Source organism: Pseudomonas sp. 22072 (assembly GCF_052046095.1).
GTDB classification, from domain to species: domain Bacteria; phylum Pseudomonadota; class Gammaproteobacteria; order Pseudomonadales; family Pseudomonadaceae; genus Aquipseudomonas; species Aquipseudomonas paracarnis.
Genome location: NZ_JBQEQE010000005.1, coordinates 49,853 through 70,627 on the forward strand (window position 1 = coordinate 49,853; position 20,775 = coordinate 70,627).

General features: G+C 55.8%; 20 protein-coding genes and 2 pseudogenes. 12 read left to right on the top strand and 10 right to left on the bottom strand.

Annotated features, from left to right (window positions below; translation table 11 throughout):
- Nucleotides 1-266: 266 nt before the first annotated feature.
- Nucleotides 267-974: a tellurite resistance TerB family protein gene (locus ACTJLA_RS06895; protein ID WP_054897107.1), complete on the bottom strand. Its 708-nt coding sequence runs from the start codon at nt 972-974 to the stop codon at nt 267-269.
- A 304-nt stretch (nt 975-1,278) separates the two neighbouring features.
- Here ACTJLA_RS06895 and ACTJLA_RS06900 point away from each other — a divergent pair, with 304 nt between their 5' ends.
- A complete protein-coding gene (locus ACTJLA_RS06900) occupies nt 1,279-2,904 on the top strand; it encodes a glucan biosynthesis protein D (protein WP_259038568.1) in 1,626 nt (541 codons plus the stop codon).
- A 53-nt stretch (nt 2,905-2,957) separates the two neighbouring features.
- On the opposite strand, the gene ACTJLA_RS06905 is transcribed toward ACTJLA_RS06900, so the two are convergent.
- The 4 genes from ACTJLA_RS06905 to ACTJLA_RS06920 all read right to left on the bottom strand — a co-directional run bounded on the left by ACTJLA_RS06905 (nt 2,958) and on the right by ACTJLA_RS06920 (nt 7,122).
- Nucleotides 2,958-3,143 (bottom strand): hypothetical protein, encoded by a 186-nt coding sequence (locus ACTJLA_RS06905; RefSeq protein ID WP_014717190.1) that lies wholly within the window; start codon nt 3,141-3,143, stop codon nt 2,958-2,960.
- A 204-nt stretch (nt 3,144-3,347) separates the two neighbouring features.
- The gene (locus ACTJLA_RS06910) at nt 3,348-3,884 is read right to left on the bottom strand and encodes a GNAT family N-acetyltransferase (RefSeq protein WP_072447650.1); all 537 of its coding nucleotides are present in this window, start codon (nt 3,882-3,884) and stop codon (nt 3,348-3,350) included.
- A 103-nt stretch (nt 3,885-3,987) separates the two neighbouring features.
- Entirely contained in the window at nt 3,988-5,094 is a 1,107-nt protein-coding gene (locus tag ACTJLA_RS06915) for an NADH:flavin oxidoreductase/NADH oxidase (RefSeq protein ID WP_034126499.1), read from the bottom strand.
- Between the two features lie 126 nt (nt 5,095-5,220).
- Nucleotides 5,221-7,122 (bottom strand): potassium transporter Kup, encoded by a 1,902-nt coding sequence (locus ACTJLA_RS06920; RefSeq protein WP_014717187.1) that lies wholly within the window; start codon nt 7,120-7,122, stop codon nt 5,221-5,223.
- A gap of 523 nt (nt 7,123-7,645) precedes the next feature.
- Between ACTJLA_RS06920 and ACTJLA_RS06925 the strand changes: the two genes are divergently transcribed.
- The 5 genes from ACTJLA_RS06925 (at nt 7,646) to ACTJLA_RS06945 (ending at nt 12,104) form a co-directional block, all read left to right on the top strand.
- Complete coding sequence (locus tag ACTJLA_RS06925) at nt 7,646-8,821, top strand: AAA family ATPase (protein ID WP_314547982.1); 1,176 nt, start codon at nt 7,646-7,648, stop codon at nt 8,819-8,821.
- Nucleotides 8,818-9,312: a hypothetical protein gene (locus ACTJLA_RS06930; RefSeq protein ID WP_198861626.1), complete on the top strand. Its 495-nt coding sequence runs from the start codon at nt 8,818-8,820 to the stop codon at nt 9,310-9,312. Before ACTJLA_RS06925 ends, ACTJLA_RS06930 begins: the two co-directional genes overlap by 4 nt.
- An 824-nt stretch (nt 9,313-10,136) precedes the next feature.
- Nucleotides 10,137-10,433, top strand: coding sequence for a hypothetical protein (locus ACTJLA_RS06935; protein WP_314547986.1), 297 nt, complete (start codon nt 10,137-10,139; stop codon nt 10,431-10,433).
- A gap of 34 nt (nt 10,434-10,467) precedes the next feature.
- Nucleotides 10,468-11,238, top strand: coding sequence for a hypothetical protein (locus tag ACTJLA_RS06940; protein ID WP_198861627.1), 771 nt, complete (start codon nt 10,468-10,470; stop codon nt 11,236-11,238).
- Between the two features lie 29 nt (nt 11,239-11,267).
- Nucleotides 11,268-12,104: a DUF5677 domain-containing protein gene (locus ACTJLA_RS06945; protein WP_314547988.1), complete on the top strand. Its 837-nt coding sequence runs from the start codon at nt 11,268-11,270 to the stop codon at nt 12,102-12,104.
- 14 nt (nt 12,105-12,118) lie between these two features.
- Here ACTJLA_RS06945 and ACTJLA_RS06950 read toward each other — a convergent pair.
- Nucleotides 12,119-13,088: pseudogene (locus tag ACTJLA_RS06950) on the bottom strand (phage baseplate assembly protein V).
- Nucleotides 13,061-13,328 (bottom strand): annotated as a pseudogene (locus ACTJLA_RS06955) (hypothetical protein); the annotation flags it as partial. The pseudogenes ACTJLA_RS06950 and ACTJLA_RS06955, both read right to left, overlap by 28 nt.
- A gap of 226 nt (nt 13,329-13,554) precedes the next feature.
- Here ACTJLA_RS06955 and rimO point away from each other — a divergent pair.
- The 5 genes from rimO (at nt 13,555) to tsaA (ending at nt 17,610) form a co-directional block, all read left to right on the top strand.
- Complete coding sequence (gene rimO, locus ACTJLA_RS06960) at nt 13,555-14,895, top strand: 30S ribosomal protein S12 methylthiotransferase RimO (protein WP_003231334.1); 1,341 nt, start codon at nt 13,555-13,557, stop codon at nt 14,893-14,895.
- Between the two features lie 100 nt (nt 14,896-14,995).
- A complete protein-coding gene (locus tag ACTJLA_RS06965; RefSeq protein ID WP_057976025.1) occupies nt 14,996-15,466 on the top strand; it encodes a GNAT family N-acetyltransferase in 471 nt (156 codons plus the stop codon).
- Nucleotides 15,467-15,670: 204 nt separating this feature from the next.
- The gene (locus ACTJLA_RS06970; protein WP_014717183.1) at nt 15,671-16,381 is read left to right on the top strand and encodes an rRNA pseudouridine synthase; all 711 of its coding nucleotides are present in this window, start codon (nt 15,671-15,673) and stop codon (nt 16,379-16,381) included.
- A gap of 68 nt (nt 16,382-16,449) precedes the next feature.
- On the top strand, nt 16,450-16,911 hold the full coding sequence (locus ACTJLA_RS06975; RefSeq protein WP_314547992.1) for a DUF1456 family protein: 462 nt from the start codon (nt 16,450-16,452) through the stop codon (nt 16,909-16,911).
- A gap of 3 nt (nt 16,912-16,914) precedes the next feature.
- On the top strand, nt 16,915-17,610 hold the full coding sequence (tsaA, locus tag ACTJLA_RS06980; protein WP_054917804.1) for a tRNA (N6-threonylcarbamoyladenosine(37)-N6)-methyltransferase TrmO: 696 nt from the start codon (nt 16,915-16,917) through the stop codon (nt 17,608-17,610).
- A gap of 181 nt (nt 17,611-17,791) precedes the next feature.
- Here tsaA and fpr read toward each other — a convergent pair whose 3' ends face one another.
- Nucleotides 17,792-18,571: a ferredoxin-NADP reductase gene (gene fpr, locus ACTJLA_RS06985; RefSeq protein ID WP_003189055.1), complete on the bottom strand. Its 780-nt coding sequence runs from the start codon at nt 18,569-18,571 to the stop codon at nt 17,792-17,794.
- Nucleotides 18,572-18,696: 125 nt separating this feature from the next.
- On the opposite strand from fpr, the gene ACTJLA_RS06990 reads away from it, so the two are divergent.
- The gene (locus ACTJLA_RS06990; protein ID WP_003189054.1) at nt 18,697-19,623 is read left to right on the top strand and encodes a LysR family transcriptional regulator; all 927 of its coding nucleotides are present in this window, start codon (nt 18,697-18,699) and stop codon (nt 19,621-19,623) included.
- A 3-nt stretch (nt 19,624-19,626) separates the two neighbouring features.
- Here ACTJLA_RS06990 and ACTJLA_RS06995 read toward each other — a convergent pair whose 3' ends face one another.
- Entirely contained in the window at nt 19,627-19,989 is a 363-nt protein-coding gene (locus ACTJLA_RS06995; RefSeq protein ID WP_003189051.1) for a diacylglycerol kinase, read from the bottom strand.
- A gap of 75 nt (nt 19,990-20,064) precedes the next feature.
- On the bottom strand, nt 20,065-20,715 hold the full coding sequence (gene erdR, locus ACTJLA_RS07000) for a response regulator transcription factor ErdR (protein ID WP_003189050.1): 651 nt from the start codon (nt 20,713-20,715) through the stop codon (nt 20,065-20,067).
- Between the last annotated feature and the right edge of the window lie 60 nt (nt 20,716-20,775).

Here is a 20,775-nt window from a genome sequence, read left to right on the forward strand (position 1 = left end):
GCATCCCTGCCGGTTTACCCCCCAAATCCCTGTCGAATTCCGGCCAGCGTGGTTTAACGGGGCGCCTGAGATCAAGATCACAAGCAGATCAAAAGCAAGATCAAGAGCGGCTCGCTTCGCATCGTGGTTACGGTGTTGGTGCCTATGCCGCGATGGCGTGAGTCAGTCAGTCAGTCAGTCAGTCAGTCAGTCAGCAATAGAGTGACTGGCCCACCGCATTCGCGGGCAAGCCCGCTCCCACAGGTTTGACTGGCGTGTGGCCCTATTTATGCGTTTAGCCGTACTTGTTTTTCCAGCTCAAGCTTCAAGCCTGGTTCAAGTTTCAGTTGGCGTGCCAGTTCGTCCAGGTAGGCTTTTTCCATGAAGTTTTCTTCGTCCACCAGCATCACGCTGGCGATGTACATTTCGGCGGCCATTTCCGGGGTGCTGGCGGCGCGGGCAACGTCGGTTGGGTCCAGGGGCTTGTTGAGTTCGGCGTGCAGCCAGTGTTGCAGCTCGTGGTCGTTGTCCAGCTTGGTAAATTCGCCTTCGATCAAGGCGCGCTCGCGCTCATCCACATGCCCATCAGCCTTGGCCGCGGCCACCAGTGCCTTGAGAATGCCCTGGCTGTGTTGCTCCACCTGGTCAGCCGGCAGGCGGTCGATGGTTTGCGGCTCGCCTTGGGGCGCGCTGGCCTGCTGGGCTTGCCAGTTGCCGTAAGCCTTGTAGGCAATCACACCCAGTGCGGCCAAGCCGCCGTAGGTGAGCGCCTTGCCGCCGAATTTGCGGGCTTTCTTATTGCCCAGCAGCAAGCCCATGGCCCCCGCCGCCAGGGCGCCGCCGCCGGCACCGCCGAGCATGCTGCCGAGCCCGCCACCGCTGAGCAAGCCGCCGAGGGCGCCCTTGTCATTGGATTTGCGTTGGCCGCCGGCCTTGTTTTGCAACATGTCCTGGCCAGACTTGAGCAACTGATCGAGCAATCCACGGGTATTCATTCGTAGCCTCCAGACACTTGGGTTCGTAGGACCAATAGGCCTCCAGCGTAAAACTAAGTGCCAAAAAGCCGCGATCTAGAGTGCTTCCAGATGTAACGTCCTCCTGCGATGCTGGAAATGTCTTGTTGCACATGCAACGCCATCATCCCGCCATCAATCAATTTGCCTTGTTCATCGAACCGCTTAAGCTATCCGGCGTCTGTTTATTGTCCGTTGCGTTTGGCCGAAGGCATGTCCGAACCGTTATTTCTGATCCGATACGTGCCAGGAACGGCGCGGGATTTGCTCACGACAGGTTGTCTCTATGCACCGCAGGAATTTGCTCAAAGCATCCATGGCCATTGCGGCTTACACCGGTTTGTCGGCCAGTGGCCTGCTGGCCGCGCAGGCCTGGGCCGGGAATCGGGCTGCCGATGGCAAGGCCGTGGCGTTCGATTTCGAATCGCTCAAGGCCCAGGCCAAGCAATTGGCCACCCGTGGCTACCAGGACACTAAGCAGGTGCTGCCGCCGACCCTGGCCACCATGACCCCGCAGAATTTCAACGCCATCGGCTATGACCGTAACCATTCGCTGTGGAAGGAGTTGAACGGCCAACTGGACGTGCAGTTCTTCCACGTCGGCATGGGCTTCAAGACGCCGGTGCGTATGCACAGCGTCGACCCAAAGACCCGTGAAGCCCGCGAAGTGCATTTTCGCCCTTCACTGTTCAACTATGAAAAAACCACGGTGGACACCCAGCAACTGACCGGGGACCTGGGTTTCTCCGGCTTCAAGCTGTTCAAGGCGCCGGAGTTGGACCGCCATGACGTGCTGTCGTTTCTCGGCGCCAGCTACTTCCGTGCGGTGGATTCCACCGGCCAGTACGGCCTCTCGGCGCGTGGCCTGGCGATTGATACCTACGCGAAAAAACGCGAGGAATTCCCCGATTTCACGCAGTTCTGGTTCGAAACCCCGGACAAGAACGCCACGCGCTTTGTGGTCTACGCCCTGCTCGACTCGCCAAGCGCCACCGGCGCCTACCGCTTCGATATCGACTGCCAGGCCAACCAAGTGGTGATGGCGATCGACGCGCACATCAATGCGCGCACCGCCATCGAGCAACTGGGCATCGCGCCCATGACCAGTATGTTCAGCTGCGGCACCCATGAGCGCCGCATGTGCGACACCATTCACCCGCAAATCCACGACTCGGACCGCCTGGCCATGTGGCGCGGCAACGGCGAGTGGATCTGCCGGCCACTGAACAACCCGGCCAAGCTGCAATTCAACGCGTTCGCCGACATCAACCCCAAAGGCTTCGGCCTGGTGCAGACCGACCATGAGTTCGCCAGCTACCAGGACACCGTCGACTGGTACAGCAAACGCCCAAGCCTGTGGGTTGAACCGACCACGGCCTGGGGCGAAGGCTCCATCGACTTGCTGGAAATCCCCACCACTGGCGAAACCCTGGACAATATCGTGGCCTTCTGGACCCCGAAAAAGCCCGTGGCCGCCGGTGATTCGCTCAACTACGGCTACAAGCTGTACTGGAGCGCACTGCCGCCGGTGAGCACGCCGCTGGCACAGGTCGACGCGACCCGTTCGGGCATGGGCGGCTTTACCGAAGGCTGGGCACCCGGCGAGCATTATCCGAAGGTATGGGCGCGGCGTTTCGCCGTAGACTTCAAGGGCGGCGGCCTGGATCGCCTGCCAGCGGGCACCGGCATCGAGCCGGTGGTGACTTGTTCCCATGGTGAGGTGAAGGATTTCAGCGTGCTGGTGCTGGATAACATCAAGGGCTATCGCATCCTGTTCGACTGGTACCCCACCAGCGACAGCGTGGAACCCGTCGAATTGCGCCTGTTTATACGAACCCAGGACCGCACCCTGAGTGAAACCTGGCTGTATCAGTACTTCCCGCCAGCACCGGAGCAGCGCAAGTACACCTGAAACTAACCGCCTGATCATTCCCACGCCGCAGCGTGGGAATGATCACAGGTGGCTTAGAACCGCGACACGCTTTTCATCGCACCAATCAGATACCGCATCGCCACCTGATCGCTCTCGGTCAGCGCCCGGTATTGCACCAGCAACTCCATCTCATCTGAACTCAACCTTCGACCCCGCAAGGACATCCGACGGCTCAGAAAAGACGCCACCGCACCCGCTACGCCATAGGACTTGGCCATGGACCGCTACTCCTGATATCAGTCAAACACTCCTGGTGCCCATTTCCAAACTCCCGGGAAGCGCAACGGCTTCGCGGACCAACCGCCTGTCTCCCTGGGCCAGGAGTCGGGCTTACCCTTAGCGTAGAAACTATCTCATCATTCGTGGGATTTTTTTAGAGTATTAACTTAAAAAATAACGGCGGTAATAAAAACCTACAGCCATTACTCACGCAGGGGTCGATACAGGTGAATGTCTAGCGGTTCTTGCGCATAAAGCTCAGCGTGGGGTTGCTGCAAAAGACGGCAACCATGGCGCAGGTAAAAGTCCACAGTGTTACGCGACTCCGTCGCCGAGATATAGAGCGCCTGGGCCCCCACTTGCCGGCCGTGCTCGCAAGCCAGCGCCAACAACCGACCGCCCAGGCCAGAACCGCGGGCACTGTGGCTGACATGCAGGAATTTCAGCTGCCGCATCAGCAAGCCCTGGTGATGGAAGGACCGATTGTCCACCACCACTGCGGCAACCAGCACCTGGCCGTCGAATACACCCCACAACCACCCGCCGCGCTGGAGGCAGGCACGCAGCGCCACCGCATCCTGTTCAGCCTCGCCTTCGGGCCAGCCGCGCATATCATGATGCGTGGCATACAACACCAGTTCGCCGCAGTCCATGCGATAGCACGCCGGGATCAGCTCCGTACGATCGATGGTTGCCAGCAAAGGGATATCGTCTTCGGTTAACGCGCGTTCCACCAGCATAAGCTTCTCCTGCTTAACAACCGCCAAGGATCAGCCCTCCTATAAACGCGAGCAAGAAAAAACCCACCGTATCAGGGTGGGTTTGGCACAGAGGTAAGTAGGGTCAATCCCGCAGATCCGACTCATGGATCGGCTGGTCCCGATGGGTTGCCCGCTGGTACTGCGCCGGCCAGATGGCTTTGCGTCCGCCCAGGTCATCGTCGGCATGCAACGGCCAGTACGGGTCGCGCAGCAGTTCACGGGCCAGAAAAATAATGTCAGCCTGGCAGGTACGCAGGATGTGCTCGGCCTGGGCCGGTTCGGTAATCATGCCGACCGTGCCGGTGGCGATGCCCGATTCCTTGCGCACGCGCTCGGCGAAGCGCGTCTGGTAGCCGGGGCCAGTGGGAATCTCGGCATTGGCGGCGGTACCACCGGACGACACGTCGATCAGATCCACCCCGAGGTCTTTCAGGCGGCGCGCCAACTCCACGGTTTCATCCGGGTTCCAACCGTCTTCCACCCAATCGGTGGCCGACACGCGCACAAACAGCGGCAACTCCTCAGGCCACACGGCGCGCACGGCCTTGGTGACTTCCAGCACCAGGCGAATGCGGTTTTCGAAGGAGCCGCCGTAGTGGTCCTGACGCTGGTTGCTGATCGGCGAGAGAAACTGGTGCAGCAGGTACCCGTGGGCGGCATGGATTTCCACCACCTCAAAGCCTGCGGTCAAGGCGCGCCTGGCGGCGGCGACAAAGTCGGCGATTACTTGCTGGATCTGTGCTTCGTCCAGTGGCTTGGGCTGGGTGTGATTGGGGTCGAAGGCAATCGGCGAGGGCCCCACCGGCACCCAGCCGCCCTCCTCCGGCTTGACGCTGCCGTGTTTGCCGATCCATGGCCGGTGGGTGCTGGCCTTGCGCCCGGCATGGGCCAGCTGGATCCCAGCCACCGCGCCCTGGGCCGCGATAAAACGGGTGATGCGCCGCAATGGTTCGATCTGGGTGTCGTTCCACAGGCCCAGGTCCTGGGCGGTGATACGGCCATCGGCGGTCACCGCCGTGGCCTCGGTAAAAATCAGCCCGGCGCCACCCACGGCCCGGCTGCCGAGGTGCACCAGGTGCCAGTCATTGGCCAGGCCATCGTCGCTGGAGTATTGGCACATGGGTGAAACCGCGATGCGGTTGAGCAGGGTCAATTGGCGCAGGGTATAAGGTTCGAGCAGCTGACTCATGGCGCACCTCTTCTGGGTTCTGTGGGCACTGTTCAACAGTGCATAGAGCCTAGTCGACAACCATCGTTTGCACAGGGTTCAGAAAGGAAAGCGGGAGCCGATTGCCGGCTCCCGGTAGGCAGCGCCTTACATCTCGACCTGGGTGCCCAACTCGATCACACGGTTGACCGGCAGTTTGAAGAACCGCAGGTTGCCGTTGGCGTTTTTCAACATGAAGGCAAACAACACTTCACGCCAACGGGCCATGCCTTTGATGCGCGAGGCAATTACCGTTTCACGGCTGAGGAAGTAGGTGGTGCGCATCGGGCTGAAGTCCAGGTCATCCAGATGGCACAGTTTCAGCGCTTCAGGCACGTCCGGTTCATCGGTGAACCCGAAGTGCAGGATCACCCGGAAGAAGCCTTCGCCATAGGCATCCACCTCGAAGCGTCGCGCCGCAGGCACCCGTGGAATGTCTTCGTAGACCACGGTCAACAGCACCACCTGCTCATGCAGCACCTGGTTATGCAGCAGGTTGTGCAACAGCGCATGGGGCACGGCGTCGGGCCGCGCGGTGAGGAACACCGCCGTGCCCTGAACGCGATGGGGCGGCTGTACTCGGATACTGCTGATAAAGATCGGCAACGGCAGGCCACCCTCGTCGAGACGGCCGACCAGCAATTGCTTGCCGCGCTTCCAGGTGGTCATCAGCACGAACAGCACGATCCCCGCCAGTACCGGGAAGGCGCCGCCCTGGAGGATCTTCGGCGCGTTGGCGGCGAAGAACAGGCCATCCACCAACAGGCAGCAGAGCAACAGCGGCACGGCCAGCACCGGTGGCCATTTCCACAGCAGCAGCATCACCGCTGATACCAGGATGGTGGTCATCAGCATGGTGCCGGTCACCGCCACACCGTAGGCCGAGGCCAGAGCGCCGGAGGATTCGAAACCCAGCACCAGCAGTATCACGCCGACCATCAACGACCAGTTCACTGCACCAATGTAGATCTGGCCCTGTTCGGCACTGGAGGTGTGCTGGATATGCATGCGCGGGATGTAACCCAGCTGGATTGCCTGGCGGGTCAACGAGAACGCGCCGGAAATCACCGCCTGGGAAGCAATCACCGTGGCCATGGTGGACAAGCCCACCAACGGGACCAGTGCCCAGCTCGGCGCCAGCAGGTAGAACGGGTTGCGCGCCGCCTCCGGATCGCCCAGCAGCATCGCGCCCTGGCCAAAATAGTTCAGCACCAGCGCCGGCAGCACCAGCAGGAACCAGGCGCGGGCGATGGGTTTGCGGCCAAAGTGGCCCATGTCGGCGTACAACGCTTCAGCGCCGGTCAATGCCAGCACCACCGCGCCGAGGATCGCCACGCCAATACCGGGGTGAACCATGAAGAAGCGCACGCCCCATGCCGGGTTCAGCGCATTGAGCACTTCGGGTTGCTGCAGAATGCCGTACACCCCCAGGCCGCCCAATACCAGGAACCAGGTAACCATCACCGGGCCAAACAGCTTGCCGATGCGGTCGGTGCCGTGTTTCTGGATCAGGAACAGCGCCACCAGCACCACCAGGGCAATGGGCACTACCCATTTTTCCAGGCCGTCGAACGCCAGTTCCAAGCCTTCGATGGCCGACAACACCGAAATTGCCGGGGTGATCATACTGTCGCCGTAGAACAACGCCGCGCCACACAGGCCACACACCACCAGGAAACTGCGCAATTTCGTGTGCTTCCCGGCAGCTCGCCGGGCCAACGCGGTGAGGGCCATGATGCCGCCCTCGCCCTGGTTGTCGGCACGCAGCACGAACAATACGTACTTGATCGACACCACCCAGATCAGCGACCAGAAGATCAGCGCCAGGATCCCCAAGACACCGTCATGGTTGACCTGCACCCCATAACCGCCGTTGAACACCTCTTTAAGGGTGTAGAGCGGGCTGGTCCCGATATCACCATAAACCACCCCGACCGCCGCCACCAGCATGCCAATCGGCTTGGCTTTTGAATGCTCGGCACCTGCTGCCTGACTACTTGCCTGACCCATCAACCACTCCTGCCCTTTGACCTGAGGTCTTTTATAAACAGCGCTTCTAAGCTGACCCTAGCATGCGCTGTTTTACTTCTCGTAACAGACGTTTTATTGACCCAAGGGCTTTACCCGTGCGCAACGGCGCGAAGCATAGCGCAGCACTCGTCGCATTTCCCTGCATAAAGCTGGTCAAGTGCGTTGGCCGTCGATAGAATTGCGCACTTTTTGATCAGAGGCGCACCAAGCGCCCATCCGTTGCCTTGTCGTGCACGACCGGCAGCGTCATTCAATACCGAGGTTAGACATGTCCACCACCATCGCAAAAGCCAACCCCAAGGTTGGCTTTGTTTCCCTGGGTTGCCCTTAAGTACTTCAATCTATACATAATTCTTTGAACGCAACCGTGTCCTCAGCCCTTCCGTAAATTTTGTCACCCATCGTTGCTGTCCACCTACGACCTCTGGCTATTATCCAATCGATGGCTTATCCTTGCATCGCGTAAATTTTTGACGCAATTCAAGGATAAGGGTGAAATTCGGTGATTTATTCTTTTGGCGCTAGAAATTACTTTTCCTTTAAAGATAGTTTTGAAGTGTCTTTTGAGCTCAATTCTAAGGTGCCTAAGGCGATCTCCCAAGGGAAAAAGGCATCTAACATCCTAGGTATCAAAGGCGCTAACGCCTCAGGCAAAACGAATATATTAAAAAGCCTTCAGTTCTTATCTCATTTTGCCACTAGGTCATTCAAATCTGATCCCAACCAAAAAATCACTCTAAGTGGTTTTTTCTTAATTGATGAGCCCTCGGACTTCTACATTGACTTTGAATACAACGGAATTCGTTACACATATGAACTAACCGTAAATCAAACCGAGGTTATCCGAGAGGCTATATATAAAAAAGTCGCTCGAAAAACCCTCATTCTAGAAAGATCCCGCAATACAATAAAAATGAGAACAACAGAACTAGCTCCTTTGGAACTGGTGACTTTGCGCAGCAATGCGTCGATCATTGACACTACTGCGCACTATAAAATGAAAAACATTGGCATAGACATTTCTAACGTCCATAGCTTTTTCTCTTCTTTCAAGGGCAACGTAAGTAGCTCAACAGTGATTTCAGACACAACCTTATATGACTACAATAAAATAAGCGAATTCTATAAAAACAACGAGGACGCCTTAAACTTTGCAAAAAGAATTATTTGCAACTCCGACCTCGGCATCAAAGACATAATTATACACTCACGTCAGACCGAAAGTGACGAAACAGTTTACTTCCCTATTTTTCACCACCACATCATTGATAACGCCGACACTGAAAAAGATTACAAGTGGTTGACTTACTGGGATGAATCTGATGGAACAACAGCGCTATTTAGACGATTATCCCAATATTGGCGGGTACTCAACGTCGGCGGCGTACTTATCATGGACGAATTTGATACTAATTATCACCCAGACTTGTTACCTCAGATATTAGATTTATTTCTATCCAACGACTCAAACCCTAGCAATGCACAGTTTATTTTTACATCTCACAACCTTCAAATTATGGACTACCTTGGAAAGTACAGAACCTATCTAACTTCAAAAGAAAACGGGCAAAGCTTTTGCTATCGTCTGGATGAAATTCCTGGCGACATCATCAGAAATGAAAGATCTATATCTGCATTATATCGTGACGGCAAGCTTGGGGGAGTTCCTAAGATATGAGTAAATTCAAAAAAAACCCCCTAAAATTGAAATTTCTTGAACAGTTTCCTATTTCAAGCTTGGCTAGCAGCGACATAAGATCCAGATGCAAATTCAATCTTTCCTTTTTTGATGATTCTCAGCAGCATGGTTCCGCTTTTGATGCTTTAGATTCGGCAACTCTATCGGACATACTCTCAAAGATTAAAGCATTTACACGCAACGATCTTAATTACTGGAGAAATGAGAGATGCGGCGGTAGTGGTCTCAAAATCTTTACGGACTATACTTCCTTCCCAAAAAAAAGTAACTTTTCGTTTCCAAAATACATACCCCATGACGTGCGCTGGGGACGTTTTAGGCTTGAAAACCTGATGCGCCTAGTCGGTTTTACTATTCCCGGAGCCTTCGAAAACAACGACAAGACAAACAACCAACCTTATGACATGAACACTTTTTATCTAGTATTTATCGATCTGGAGCATAACTTTTACATTTCAGAAAAAAAATAAACTTCAATCCTGATGTCGATCCAGCATCTATTTAACTGCAGCACTCTACGCTAAAAAACGAAGAACTACCGTGCAATAGTTTGCAACCCACAACGTGACTAACACTACTGTTCGAGCCCCGAGCCTCCATATCTCCAGCGATAAAAACTCCCGGTTCTGGGATTGATATTTTGCTCCAGGTTAGACCCCCTCAGGACTTTGAAAACTCCGACTGCACGAGGTTTTCTAACCGTAGTCCCCGTAAGCAGGGCACCTCGCTTGATCAACCAATTCACCGCCATACCGTGACGCAGTGCAACACCGCTGCACTTCTTCGCAATACTTTGCACCCTGTGCAATTGCGAAATACTCCACAGCCCCCGCAGCGGGCATTGGCGCACGTAACGTTTGCATCTCACTCGCCATTGCACAAAATAGGAAAGCAAACCCCGTCGGCGGGAGCGGGATAAGTGCTTTTTTCTTCACCGTGTAAATTCCTGCGCCCTCCCCCTGCATTTCGTCGGCCCCATAGGCGAGCAATCAAACGGCATCATATACTGGCTGTATATACAGTAATTTTATGACGTATCTATGAGCACTGCCAATTTATCCCAAGCATGGACCGTTGAGGTATGGATATTATTCCTGCGTGATCAGTCAGCACTGCTCCAGCACCCAGGGGCCCACCATAAAACCCTCTTGCTGCAGGCGCAGGAGCTGTACAGAGCGCAGCTGATTGAGCGAGACGATCTACGCGATCTGCTTGAGCTAGCCGACAGTGCTTTGGCTTATGCAGTAGGAAACGCTTCTTGAAGAGTCAGGCAACGTTTGAGCGAGAGGTGTCTATGCATATGCTGGTCACACCGATGCGGTGCAAGGGCGTGCCGCTGCCCCCTCAAGAAAGGCGCCGTTACCCGGCCATAGCGGGAGACGTACGCGTAGACGTGGGGATCTCCGGCGAGTTAGGGCGCAGCTCTAATATAGCCATACTGCACAAAGGAATGTCGCTTGAGCCCAGCCCTCTGCCCCAGCTATCGGATGCTACGCTGTCGGGGATGGCTCCTTCTGGGTTTGTCCTGAGTGGCATTGAATATATAGACGGTTGTGCTTACGCTCAGTCGTGGTGGTGCCGGCTGGGTTAGACTTAATTTATTCATGGACATGGAAGATTTTCAGATGCAAATAGATAAATGCTATATGTGCGACAAGGACGCGACATCAGTTGAACATGTCCCTCCCAAATGTTTATTTCCAGAATTTAAAGATTCTGGTTCTCACTACAGAATAAATCTGATCACAGTTCCGTCATGCGACCTGCACAATGGAAAAAAATCCAGTGATGATGAATTCCTCATGGTAAGTATTGCGGGGATCCTGGGTAATAACTCTATAGGTTATGAGCACTATCATGGAAAGATACAGAGATCGTTAAAACGCTCCTCATACAAGCTCCTAAAACAAGTATTCCTTAAGGGAGAAATATTAAGAGTTGCAGATAACAATAAATTCATGGATCTTCTATGGGGTACTCCCGACCATCCCAGGCTCATGGATTGCTTTCGTCACATTGCATATGGTATTCATCGCTATCATTTTGGAATAAACTTTACAGGAAAAATTAAGCCTTATTTAAGTTTCATACATCCAGCGGAGGATAACCCTCAAGAATTTAAAAAATTCATCGAGCATAAAGCAAGCATGGATTTAGACGGAAAAACCAAGCACGGACATAATCAAGAGGTATTTTATTATCAATTTACCGACTCTGACAAATACGGACTATATTTAGGCAGGTTGTGCTTTTATCAAAACGTGAACGTGTACATATCATACTTACCAGAAGGTTTTTCGCCGCCTTTTGACTTAGGGATGGAATTACTAAATAGCGGCATTGAGACAACAATCATATTGGGAGACAAGGAATACAAATTCAATCAACCGAAATAGCTTTATACAGGCCAGCCCCGGACAACCATATGAATTATGATGAAGACTTACTGAAGCTTATCCGCTTACTCTATGACTGCGTACAGTCCGAAGCCGGCAAAGAGATACAACATGGAGAAGACTGGAAAAATGACGCTCAGGTGCTCGGAGCTAAGTTATTTAGGCACGTTGCCTCTGTGCAGCAGTTAAGCGCCGGCATCTCCTTCGATTTCGGCGACTCTACTTTCTCTCACGTAGATCATTCGTCTGTGGCGATACTTGTCAGGGCCTCTATTGAAACCTTATTAGCTTTCAAATATATCTTCACAAACGACGACACAAACCTCTGCTTATTCAGATATAAGCTTTGGAAACTGTCTGGACTAAATGATAGAAGCAAAATTACCGCAAAGTCAGACGAAAGCAAAGCTGTACTCAAAAGAGAAGCGGAAGATATCAAAACTCTTAAACAAGAAATCACTCAAAGTCCATTTTATATTAATGCAAATAGAGAAGCCCGCAGGGAGATAGACAACTGCTCGTGGAAACCAAAAGGTGGCGCATATGTAATAAGCGGCCAGATCGACATACATCAAAGGTACTTTAGCGACATTTATAATCACCTGAGTGGACACGCACATACAAGTTATATAAGCGCGCTACAAACCCGAGATGCACAGAGCCTTGAAGATCAACAAATGTTAGCGGGCTCAGCTAGGCAAATATTATGCATGGCTCTAGCACACTTTTTATTCTCTTATACAAAAACTTTTCCGAGCGCTTTGAAAATACTGCAGTCTGATGCCGAAATTTATAAAGTAGTCACAACCTGGCACCTTAAAAAAGCTCATCTGAACATTTTATACGATCAACACAATTTAAAGTAAGCGCCAGACGTTTTTTATAGTGTAATCTCGTTAGCGATAACGCTAATTTTTTGTACGGTAATCGCTGACGCACTAAAAAAACCTGCGTTATTCGTAGGTGGGCTACTTGCATGTACATGTCCCGCGACTTGCGAATTCATATGCTCTACAATATCGAGCAATTCACAAAACAATCTGCAAATTTTAATTTCTTTAGACCCGACCTATGTTTTAGGTGCAATACTGTTGATTGATCGATGCGATGCTTTCGCGCAAGCCCTCGATCCTTTCCTGCATATCGCTGCCCACCGTGGCGTTGTGGTTCTGCCCCACCACCAGGTTCAAGTCCCGCGCGGTCGCCTGGTGCAGATCATCTACCGCCGCCAGGCTCGCAGATCCGCCCGACAGCAGGTTGAGCGCGCCCAGCGCCTCTATCGTCTTAATTCCACCCACTGATTCAGTTGAATGGTCGTCCGCTATCCTGGTGTGGTTCTGGAACGTCTCCTTATTCCCCACCGCCTCTACTTCACTCTCGATCGCCTTGTCCCGGATCTTGCCGTCAGTCTGGCGCAGCCAGTTGCCGTCAGCGTCCACCCGCTGCTGGCACGCCTCGCTGTACTGCCACACCTGATCCCTCTTCGGCACGCTGGGCATACTCAGCCCGTGAGGCAGGATGATTTGGATATAGGGCTTGTGCGGCACGCCATAGGCAAAGCACACCACCACCTGGGTACCTTCCTCGGGAAAAGCATAGATGCCCATCTCTTCACCACCGGTGGGCAGCGTTAAAGGCACGCCCGCCAGGATCGGCAGCTTGGTGTCTGGCTAGCCGTCCGGCCCCATGACCTCAATGTCGACCGCATAGCGCGGCCGGAAATCGTCGTAGATCCCGGCACCGGCGGGCGCGTCGGCCACAGCGACAACGCGGGCAAAGCGTGGCAAGTGGTAACCGCCAGTAAGTTCGGGGAATTGTCGTTCTAAGCTGCGGCGGATTGCCTCGTCCATCGGATGGCCATCTGGTTATCGATGAGCGCCACACTGGTGATGCGCTCGCCGTGGTTGATTGTTGCAACTAGTCGCAACCCGGGAAGGGCCGCAATCATCGCGCTTTGATTGCCCTAGTAGTCGTCGAACAGTTCCACCGGCAGCTGTAGCGGCGAACGAATGCCAAAGAAGCTGTCGGGCCAAGCTGTCCATGGCTTGGGAACCAGCGGCCAGGCTGTAGAAGAACGGCGCCTTGACGCGGCGTAAGCCAACCCGGGAGACGCAAGCACAAGCAGAAGTGCTGATGAGACTAGATTGGGGCGATACTCAGGCCAAGCGCAGCACTCGTCGCATTTCCCTGCATAAAGCTGGTCAAGTGCGCTGCCCGCCGATAGAATTGCGCACTTTTTGATCAGAGGCGCACCAAGCGCCCATCCGTTGCCTTGTCGTGCACGACCGGCAGCGTCATTCAATACCGAGGTTAGACATGTCCACCACCATCGCAAAAGCCAACCCCAAGGTTGGCTTTGTTTCCCTGGGTTGCCCGAAGGCGCTTGTCGACTCCGAGCGCATCCTCACGCAATTGCGTATGGAAGGCTACGACGTCGTGTCCACTTACCAGGACGCCGATGTGGTGGTGGTCAACACCTGTGGCTTCATCGACTCGGCCAAGGCCGAATCCCTGGAAGTGATCGGCGAAGCCATCAAGGAAAACGGCAAGGTCATCGTGACCGGCTGCATGGGGGTGGAAGAAGGCAATATCCGCAACGTGCACCCGAGCGTGCTGGCCGTGACCGGCCCGCAGCAGTACGAGCAGGTGGTCAACGCCGTGCACGAAGTGGTGCCGCCACGTCAGGACCACAACCCGCTGATCGACCTGGTGCCGCCCCAGGGCATCAAGCTGACCCCGCGTCACTACGCGTACCTGAAGATTTCTGAAGGCTGCAACCACAGCTGCAGCTTCTGCATCATCCCGTCGATGCGCGGCAAACTGGTAAGCCGCCCGGTGGGTGATGTGCTCGACGAGGCCCAGCGCCTGGTCAAGTCCGGCGTCAAGGAGCTGCTGGTGATCTCCCAGGACACCAGCGCCTACGGCGTCGATGTGAAATACCGCACCGGTTTCTGGAACGGCGCGCCGGTGAAAACCCGCATGACCGAGCTGTGCGAAGCCCTCAGCAGCCTGGGCGTGTGGGTGCGCCTGCACTATGTTTACCCGTACCCGCACGTGGACGAATTGATCCCGTTGATGGCCGCCGGCAAGATCCTGCCGTACCTGGACATCCCGTTCCAGCACGCCAGCCCGAAAGTGCTCAAGGCGATGAAACGCCCGGCGTTCGAAGACAAGACCCTGGCACGCATCAAGAACTGGCGCGAAATCTGCCCGGAGCTGATCATCCGCTCCACCTTCATCGTCGGTTTCCCCGGCGAGACCGAGGAAGACTTCCAGTACCTGCTGGACTGGCTGACCGAAGCGCAGCTGGACCGCGTCGGTTGCTTCCAGTACTCGCCGGTGGAAGGTGCACCGGCCAACCTGCTGGACTTGGCCGTGGTACCGGACGACGTCAAGCAAGACCGTTGGGAGCGCTTCATGGCGCACCAGCAGGCCATCAGCTCGGCACGCCTGCAACTGCGCATCGGCAAGGAAATCGAAGTGCTGATCGATGAAGTCGACGAGCAAGGCGCGGTAGGTCGTTGCTTCTTCGACGCCCCAGAAATCGACGGTAACGTATTTATCGACGATGCCAGCGGCCTGAAGCCGGGTGACAAAGTCTGGTGCACCGTGACCGACGCCGACGAGTACGACTTGTGGGCTGAAAAGCGCGACTGATCGCACGGTGATAAAAAAGCCTCGCCTCTGAGAAGATGCGGGGCTTTTTTAGGTCTATCGTATTGTCCATCAACCCCGAATACAGCAAGGGACAGCGGGTATGCGTCAGCATTCGGTGATTCACACACCTAAAACCAGCGACTACACGCGCCTGGTGCAGATCTGGGAGGACTCGGTACGCGCCACCCACGACTTCCTCCCGGACAGCTATATCGACATGTTGAAAAACCTGGTGCTGACCCGGTACCTCGATGCGGTCATGCTGATCTGCACCAAGGACTCATGCCAACGCATCACCGGGTTCGCCGGAGTGTCGGCGGGCAAGGTGGAGATGCTGTTTATCGACCCGCACCACCGTGGCCAGGGACTGGGCCGGCAATTGCTGGGCTACGCGATCGAACACATGAACGCCGATGAACTGGACGTCAACGAACAGAACCCCCAGGCCCTGGGTTTTTACCTCAAGCAAGGCTTCGAGGTGATCGGGCGAACGGACCATGATGGGCTTGGGCAGCCTTATCCATTGCTGCACCTGCGTCTACACCAGCAGCAACAGGCCCGTAATGCCTGAACTGTGGGAGCTGGCTTGCCTGCGAAGGCGTCGGGTCATTCTACCCNCGGTGCTGGTATACCGCCATCGCAGGCAAGCCAGCTCCCACATTTGATCCGTGGTGCCTCAGTTAAATAATGTTAAGGCACATGCGCTGAAATGGAGCCGGGATTAACCGGCGCCAGGCAGGTACAATAGTGGCCCCCTTTTGTTACGGCCCTTGTCATGACTGACCCCATACGCCTCTCCAAACGCCTTATCGAACTGGTCGGTTGCTCCCGTCGGGAGGCTGAGCTGTTTATCGAAGGCGGCTGGGTCTCGGTGGACGGCGAAGTGATCGACGAGCCGCAGTTCAAGGTCACTGACGAGAAGGTCGAGCTGGACCCGGAAGCTAAAGCCACCGCGCCAGAGCCGGTGACCATCCTGATGCACGCCCCCGCAGGCATGGATGCTGAAACCGCCATGGCCTCGATCAGCGCCGAAACCCTTTCTGAAGAGCACCGTTTCGGCAAGCGCCCGCTCAAGGGGCACTTTCTGCGCCTGAGCGCCAGCGCCGACCTGCAAGCCAAGGCCAGTGGCCTGCTAGTGTTCACCCAAGACTGGAAGATTCTGCGCAAGTTGACCGCCGATGCCGCCAAGATCGAGCAGGAATACGTGGTGGAAGTCGAAGGCGACATGGTTGCCCACGGCCTTAACCGCTTGAACCACGGCCTGACCTACAAAGGCAAAGAGCTGCCTGCCGTCAAAGCCAGCTGGCAGAACGAGAACCGCCTGCGCTTTGCGATGAAAAACCCGCAACCCGGCGTGATCGCGCTGTTCTGCGAAGCCGTTGGCCTGAAAGTCATCGCCATCCGCCGCATCCGCATCGGCGGCGTGTCCATTGGCAAGGTGCCAGTGGGCCAATGGCGTTACCTGTCCGGCAAAGAAAAGTTTTAAGCCGTTCCCTTTTCCCGACACCGCCTGATTCCGGCGGTGTCATCAGTTGAATACCAGGATTGCCCATCATGATTCACAACGACGTACTGCGCAGCGTGCGCTACATGCTCGACATCAGCGACAACAAGATGGTCGAGATCATCAAGCTCGGCGGCATGGACGTGACCAAGGAAGACCTGCTGACCTACCTCAAGAAAGATGAGGAAGAAGGCTTCGTGTTCTGCCCGGATGAAGTCATGGCTCACTGCCTCGATGGCTTGGTGATTTTCAAGCGCGGCAAGGACGAAAGCCGCCCGCCGCAGCCGATCGAAACCCCGGTGACCAACAACATCATCCTGAAAAAGCTGCGCGTGGCCTTCGAACTGAAGGAAGACGACATGCATGCAATCCTCAAGGCGGCGGAGTTCCCGGTGTCCAAGCCAGAGCTGAGCGCGCTGTTCCGCAAGTTTGGTCATACCAACTACCGCACCTGTGGCGATCAGTTGCTGCGCAACTTCCTCAAGGGCCTGACCTTGCGGGTCCGTGCCTAAGCCATGAGTTACCAGGTCTCGCCCGTCGGCTTCGTACGCTCCTGTTTCAAGGAGAAGTTCGCCATCCCGCGCCAACCGCAACTGGCACCGGCTGCCCGTGGCGTGCTGGAGCTGGTGGCGCCGTTCGACCAGGGTGAGGCGGTGCAGGGGCTGGAGCAGGTCAGCCATGTGTGGCTGCTGTTTCTGTTTCATCAGGCCCTGGAAGACAAGCCACGCCTGAAAGTGCGCCCGCCACGCCTGGGCGGCAATACGTCCATGGGCGTGTTTGCCACCCGCGCAACCCATCGCCCCAATGGCATCGGCCAGTCGGTGGTGAAGCTGGACAAGGTGGAACCGGGGCGCCTGTGGATTTCCGGCATAGATTTGCTCGATGGCACGCCGGTGTTGGATATCAAGCCGTATGTGCCTTATGCCGATATCGTGGATGCCGCCACCAACGACATCGCCAGCGATGCGCCCGCGCTGATCGGCGTGCAATGGCTCAAGGCTGCACTGCAACAGGCGCAAGGCCATGCACAGCGCCTTGGTGAACCGTTGGTGGAGCTGATTGAACAGTGCCTGGCACAGGACCCGCGGCCGGCGTATCAGGTTCCGACGTCGGAACGCGAATACGGTGTGCGGTTCTGGGATGTGGATGTGCGCTGGCACTACCCGGAGCCGGGGATGATTTGTGTGCTGGAAGTGGTTTCGGCGCAGTAAATCGCAGAAACGCAAAAGCCCGCGCTGCCTTCACAGGCAACGCGGGCTTTTCTTTGCAACGCATTCGACTGTAGGAGCGAGCTTGCTCGCGAAAAACGAGCAGGCACCGCGTTCAGTCAAGATGCCAGCGTTATCGTTGGCGTTCTTCGCGAGCAAGCTCGCTCCTACAAGTGACCCGAAGTCACTTCTCGACGAACGCACGCTCGATCAGGTAGTCACCCGGCTCACGCATCCGTGGCGAAACCTTGAGGCCAAAGCTGTTCAACACTTCGCTGGTCTCGTCCAACATGCTTGGGCTGCCGCACAGCATGGCGCGGTCGTCCTCGGGATTGATTGGCGGCAGGCCGATGTCGCTGAACAGCTTGCCGCTGCGCATCAGGTCGGTCAGGCGGCCTTCGTTTTCGAACGGCTCGCGGGTCACGGTCGGGTAGTAGATCAACTTGTCACGCAGGGCCTCACCGAAGAACTCGTTCTGCGGCAGGTGCTCGGTGATGAATTCGCGGTAGGCGACTTCGTTGACGTAGCGCACGCCGTGGCACAGGATCACTTTTTCGAAACGCTCATAGGTCTCCGGGTCCTGGATCACGCTCATGAATGGAGCGAGGCCAGTACCGGTGCTGAGCAGGTACAGGTGTTTGCCCGGCTTCAAATCGTCAAGCACCAGAGTGCCCGTCGGTTTTTTGCTGATGATGATCTCGTCGCCTTCCTTCAAATGCTGCAATTGGGAAGTCAGCGGGCCATCGGGCACCTTGATGCTGAAGAACTCCAGATGCTCTTCCCAGTTCGGGCTGGCAATGGAGTAAGCGCGCATGAGCGGGCGGCCGTTGGGTTGTTGCAGGCCGATCATCACGAACTGACCGTTCTCGAAGCGCAGGCCCGGATCGCGGGTGCACTTGAAGCTGAACAGAGTGTCGTTCCAGTGATGAACACTGAGGACACGCTCGTGGTTCATGTTGCTCATGTACGGGGGACTCCTGGAAATGGGTCTGCGCCAAAGGTATGGATGCGCAATTGCACAGCATTCTAATGGCGGCGACAATATCTGTTAACTGGATTATTAAGATAAGGGTTATCGGTTATATCGATATGCGATTTACTCTCCGTCAACTGCAAGTTTTCGTCGCCGTCGCCCAGCAGGAAAGCGTCTCGCGCGCTGCTGGCCTTCTGGCCTTATCTCAATCCGCCGCCAGCACCTCGATTACCGAGCTGGAGCGTCAATCCAGCTGCCAATTATTCGACCGCGCCGGCAAACGCCTGAGCCTCAACGCCCTCGGTCACCAGCTGTTACCCCAGGCCGTGGCATTGCTGGACCAAGCCAAGGAGATCGAAGACCTGCTCAACGGCAAGTCCGGCTTCGGTTCCCTGGCGGTCGGCGCCACGCTGACCATCGGCAATTACCTGGCGACGCTGCTGATTGGCAGCTTTATGCAGCAGCATCCCGAGAGCCAGGTGAAACTGCATGTGCAGAACACTGCGCATATCGTGCATCAGGTGGCGCACTACGAAATTGACCTGGGTCTAATCGAAGGCGACTGCAGCCACCCGGATATCGAGGTGCAGACGTGGGTAGAAGATGAGCTGGTGGTGTTCTGTGCGCCCCAGCATCATTTGGCCAAGCGTGGCGTGGCCACCATGGACGAGTTGACCCACGAAGCGTGGATCCTGCGAGAACAAGGCTCGGGCACGCGCCTGACCTTCGACCAGGCTATGCGTCACCACCGTAGCGCACTGAACATCCGCCTGGAGCTGGAACACACCGAGGCAATCAAGCGAGCTGTGGAGTCAGGCTTGGGGATTGGCTGCATTTCGCGGCTGGCGCTGCGCGATGCCTTCCGCCGTGGCAGCCTGGTGCCGGTAGAAACCCCGGACCTGGATTTGGCCCGGCAGTTCTACTTCATCTGGCACAAGCAGAAGTACCAGACCTCGGCGATGCGCGAGTTTCTCGAACTATGCCGCGCTTTCACCGCTGGGGTGCAGCGCAGCGACGAGATCGTACTGCCGAGTATCGCGTGATCCTCAGATCAGGATCACCGCCCATACCAGGGTGATCATGGTCAGTGCCACGAATTGCGCGGCGCTGCCCATGTCCTTGGCGTTTTTTGACAGCGGGTGGCGGTCCAGGGAAATACGGTCAATGGCCGCTTCTACCGCTGAGTTGAGCAATTCGACGATCAGCGCCAACAAACACACTGCAATCAGCAGCGCCCGTTCAACCCGGCTGACCTGCAGGAAAAAGCTCAAGGGGATCAGGATGACGTTCAGCAACACCAACTGGCGGAATGCCGCCTCGCCAGTGAAAGCCGCACGCAGGCCATCCAGGGAATAGCCCCCTGCGTTGAAGATACGTTTGATACCGGTTTGACCCTTGAAAGGCGACATAGATGTAGGCAACTGAACCAAAGAAGTGGGGAAGCTAGATCACGCAAAGTCAAAAAAGCGTGAAGCGGCTGTAACTTAATGTTGCGAGATAGACTCAAGTTGCTGCAAAAGCAACGCCGCCTGAGTGCGCGTACGCACGCCCAACTTACGGAAAATCGCCGTAACGTGGGCCTTGATGGTCGCTTCCGACACACTCAATTCGTAGGCAATCTGCTTGTTCAACAAACCTTCGCAAACCATGGTCAACACCCGGAACTGCTGGGGCGTCAAGCTGGCCAGGCCATCGCGGGCGGCCTTGGCTTCATCGGACACATTGATTTCTTCAAACGCCTGGGGTGGCCAGGACACATCGCCGTCCAACACCGTGCGCACGGCTTTCTGGATATCTTCCATTGCGCTGGACTTGGGAATGAAACCGCTGGCGCCAAACTCCTTGGAGCGCACCACCACGTCGGCTTCTTCCTGGGCCGACACCATCACCACGGGGATCTGCGGGTATTGGCCACGCAGCAGCACCAGCCCGGAAAAACCGTAGGCGCCCGGCATGTTCAGGTCGAGCAACACCAGGTCCCAGTCGGATTTTTCAGTCAGGCGGGCTTCCAGTTCGGCAATGCTGGCTACTTCGACCAAACGTACATCGGGGCCAAGGCCCAGGGTTACGGCCTGATGCAGTGCGCTGCGAAACAGCGGGTGGTCATCGGCAATCAGGATTTCGTATGTGGCCATTGGTTAAATGATCCTGTTTTTTATGGGAGCCCTGATGGGTTCAGGGTTCACCAATACACG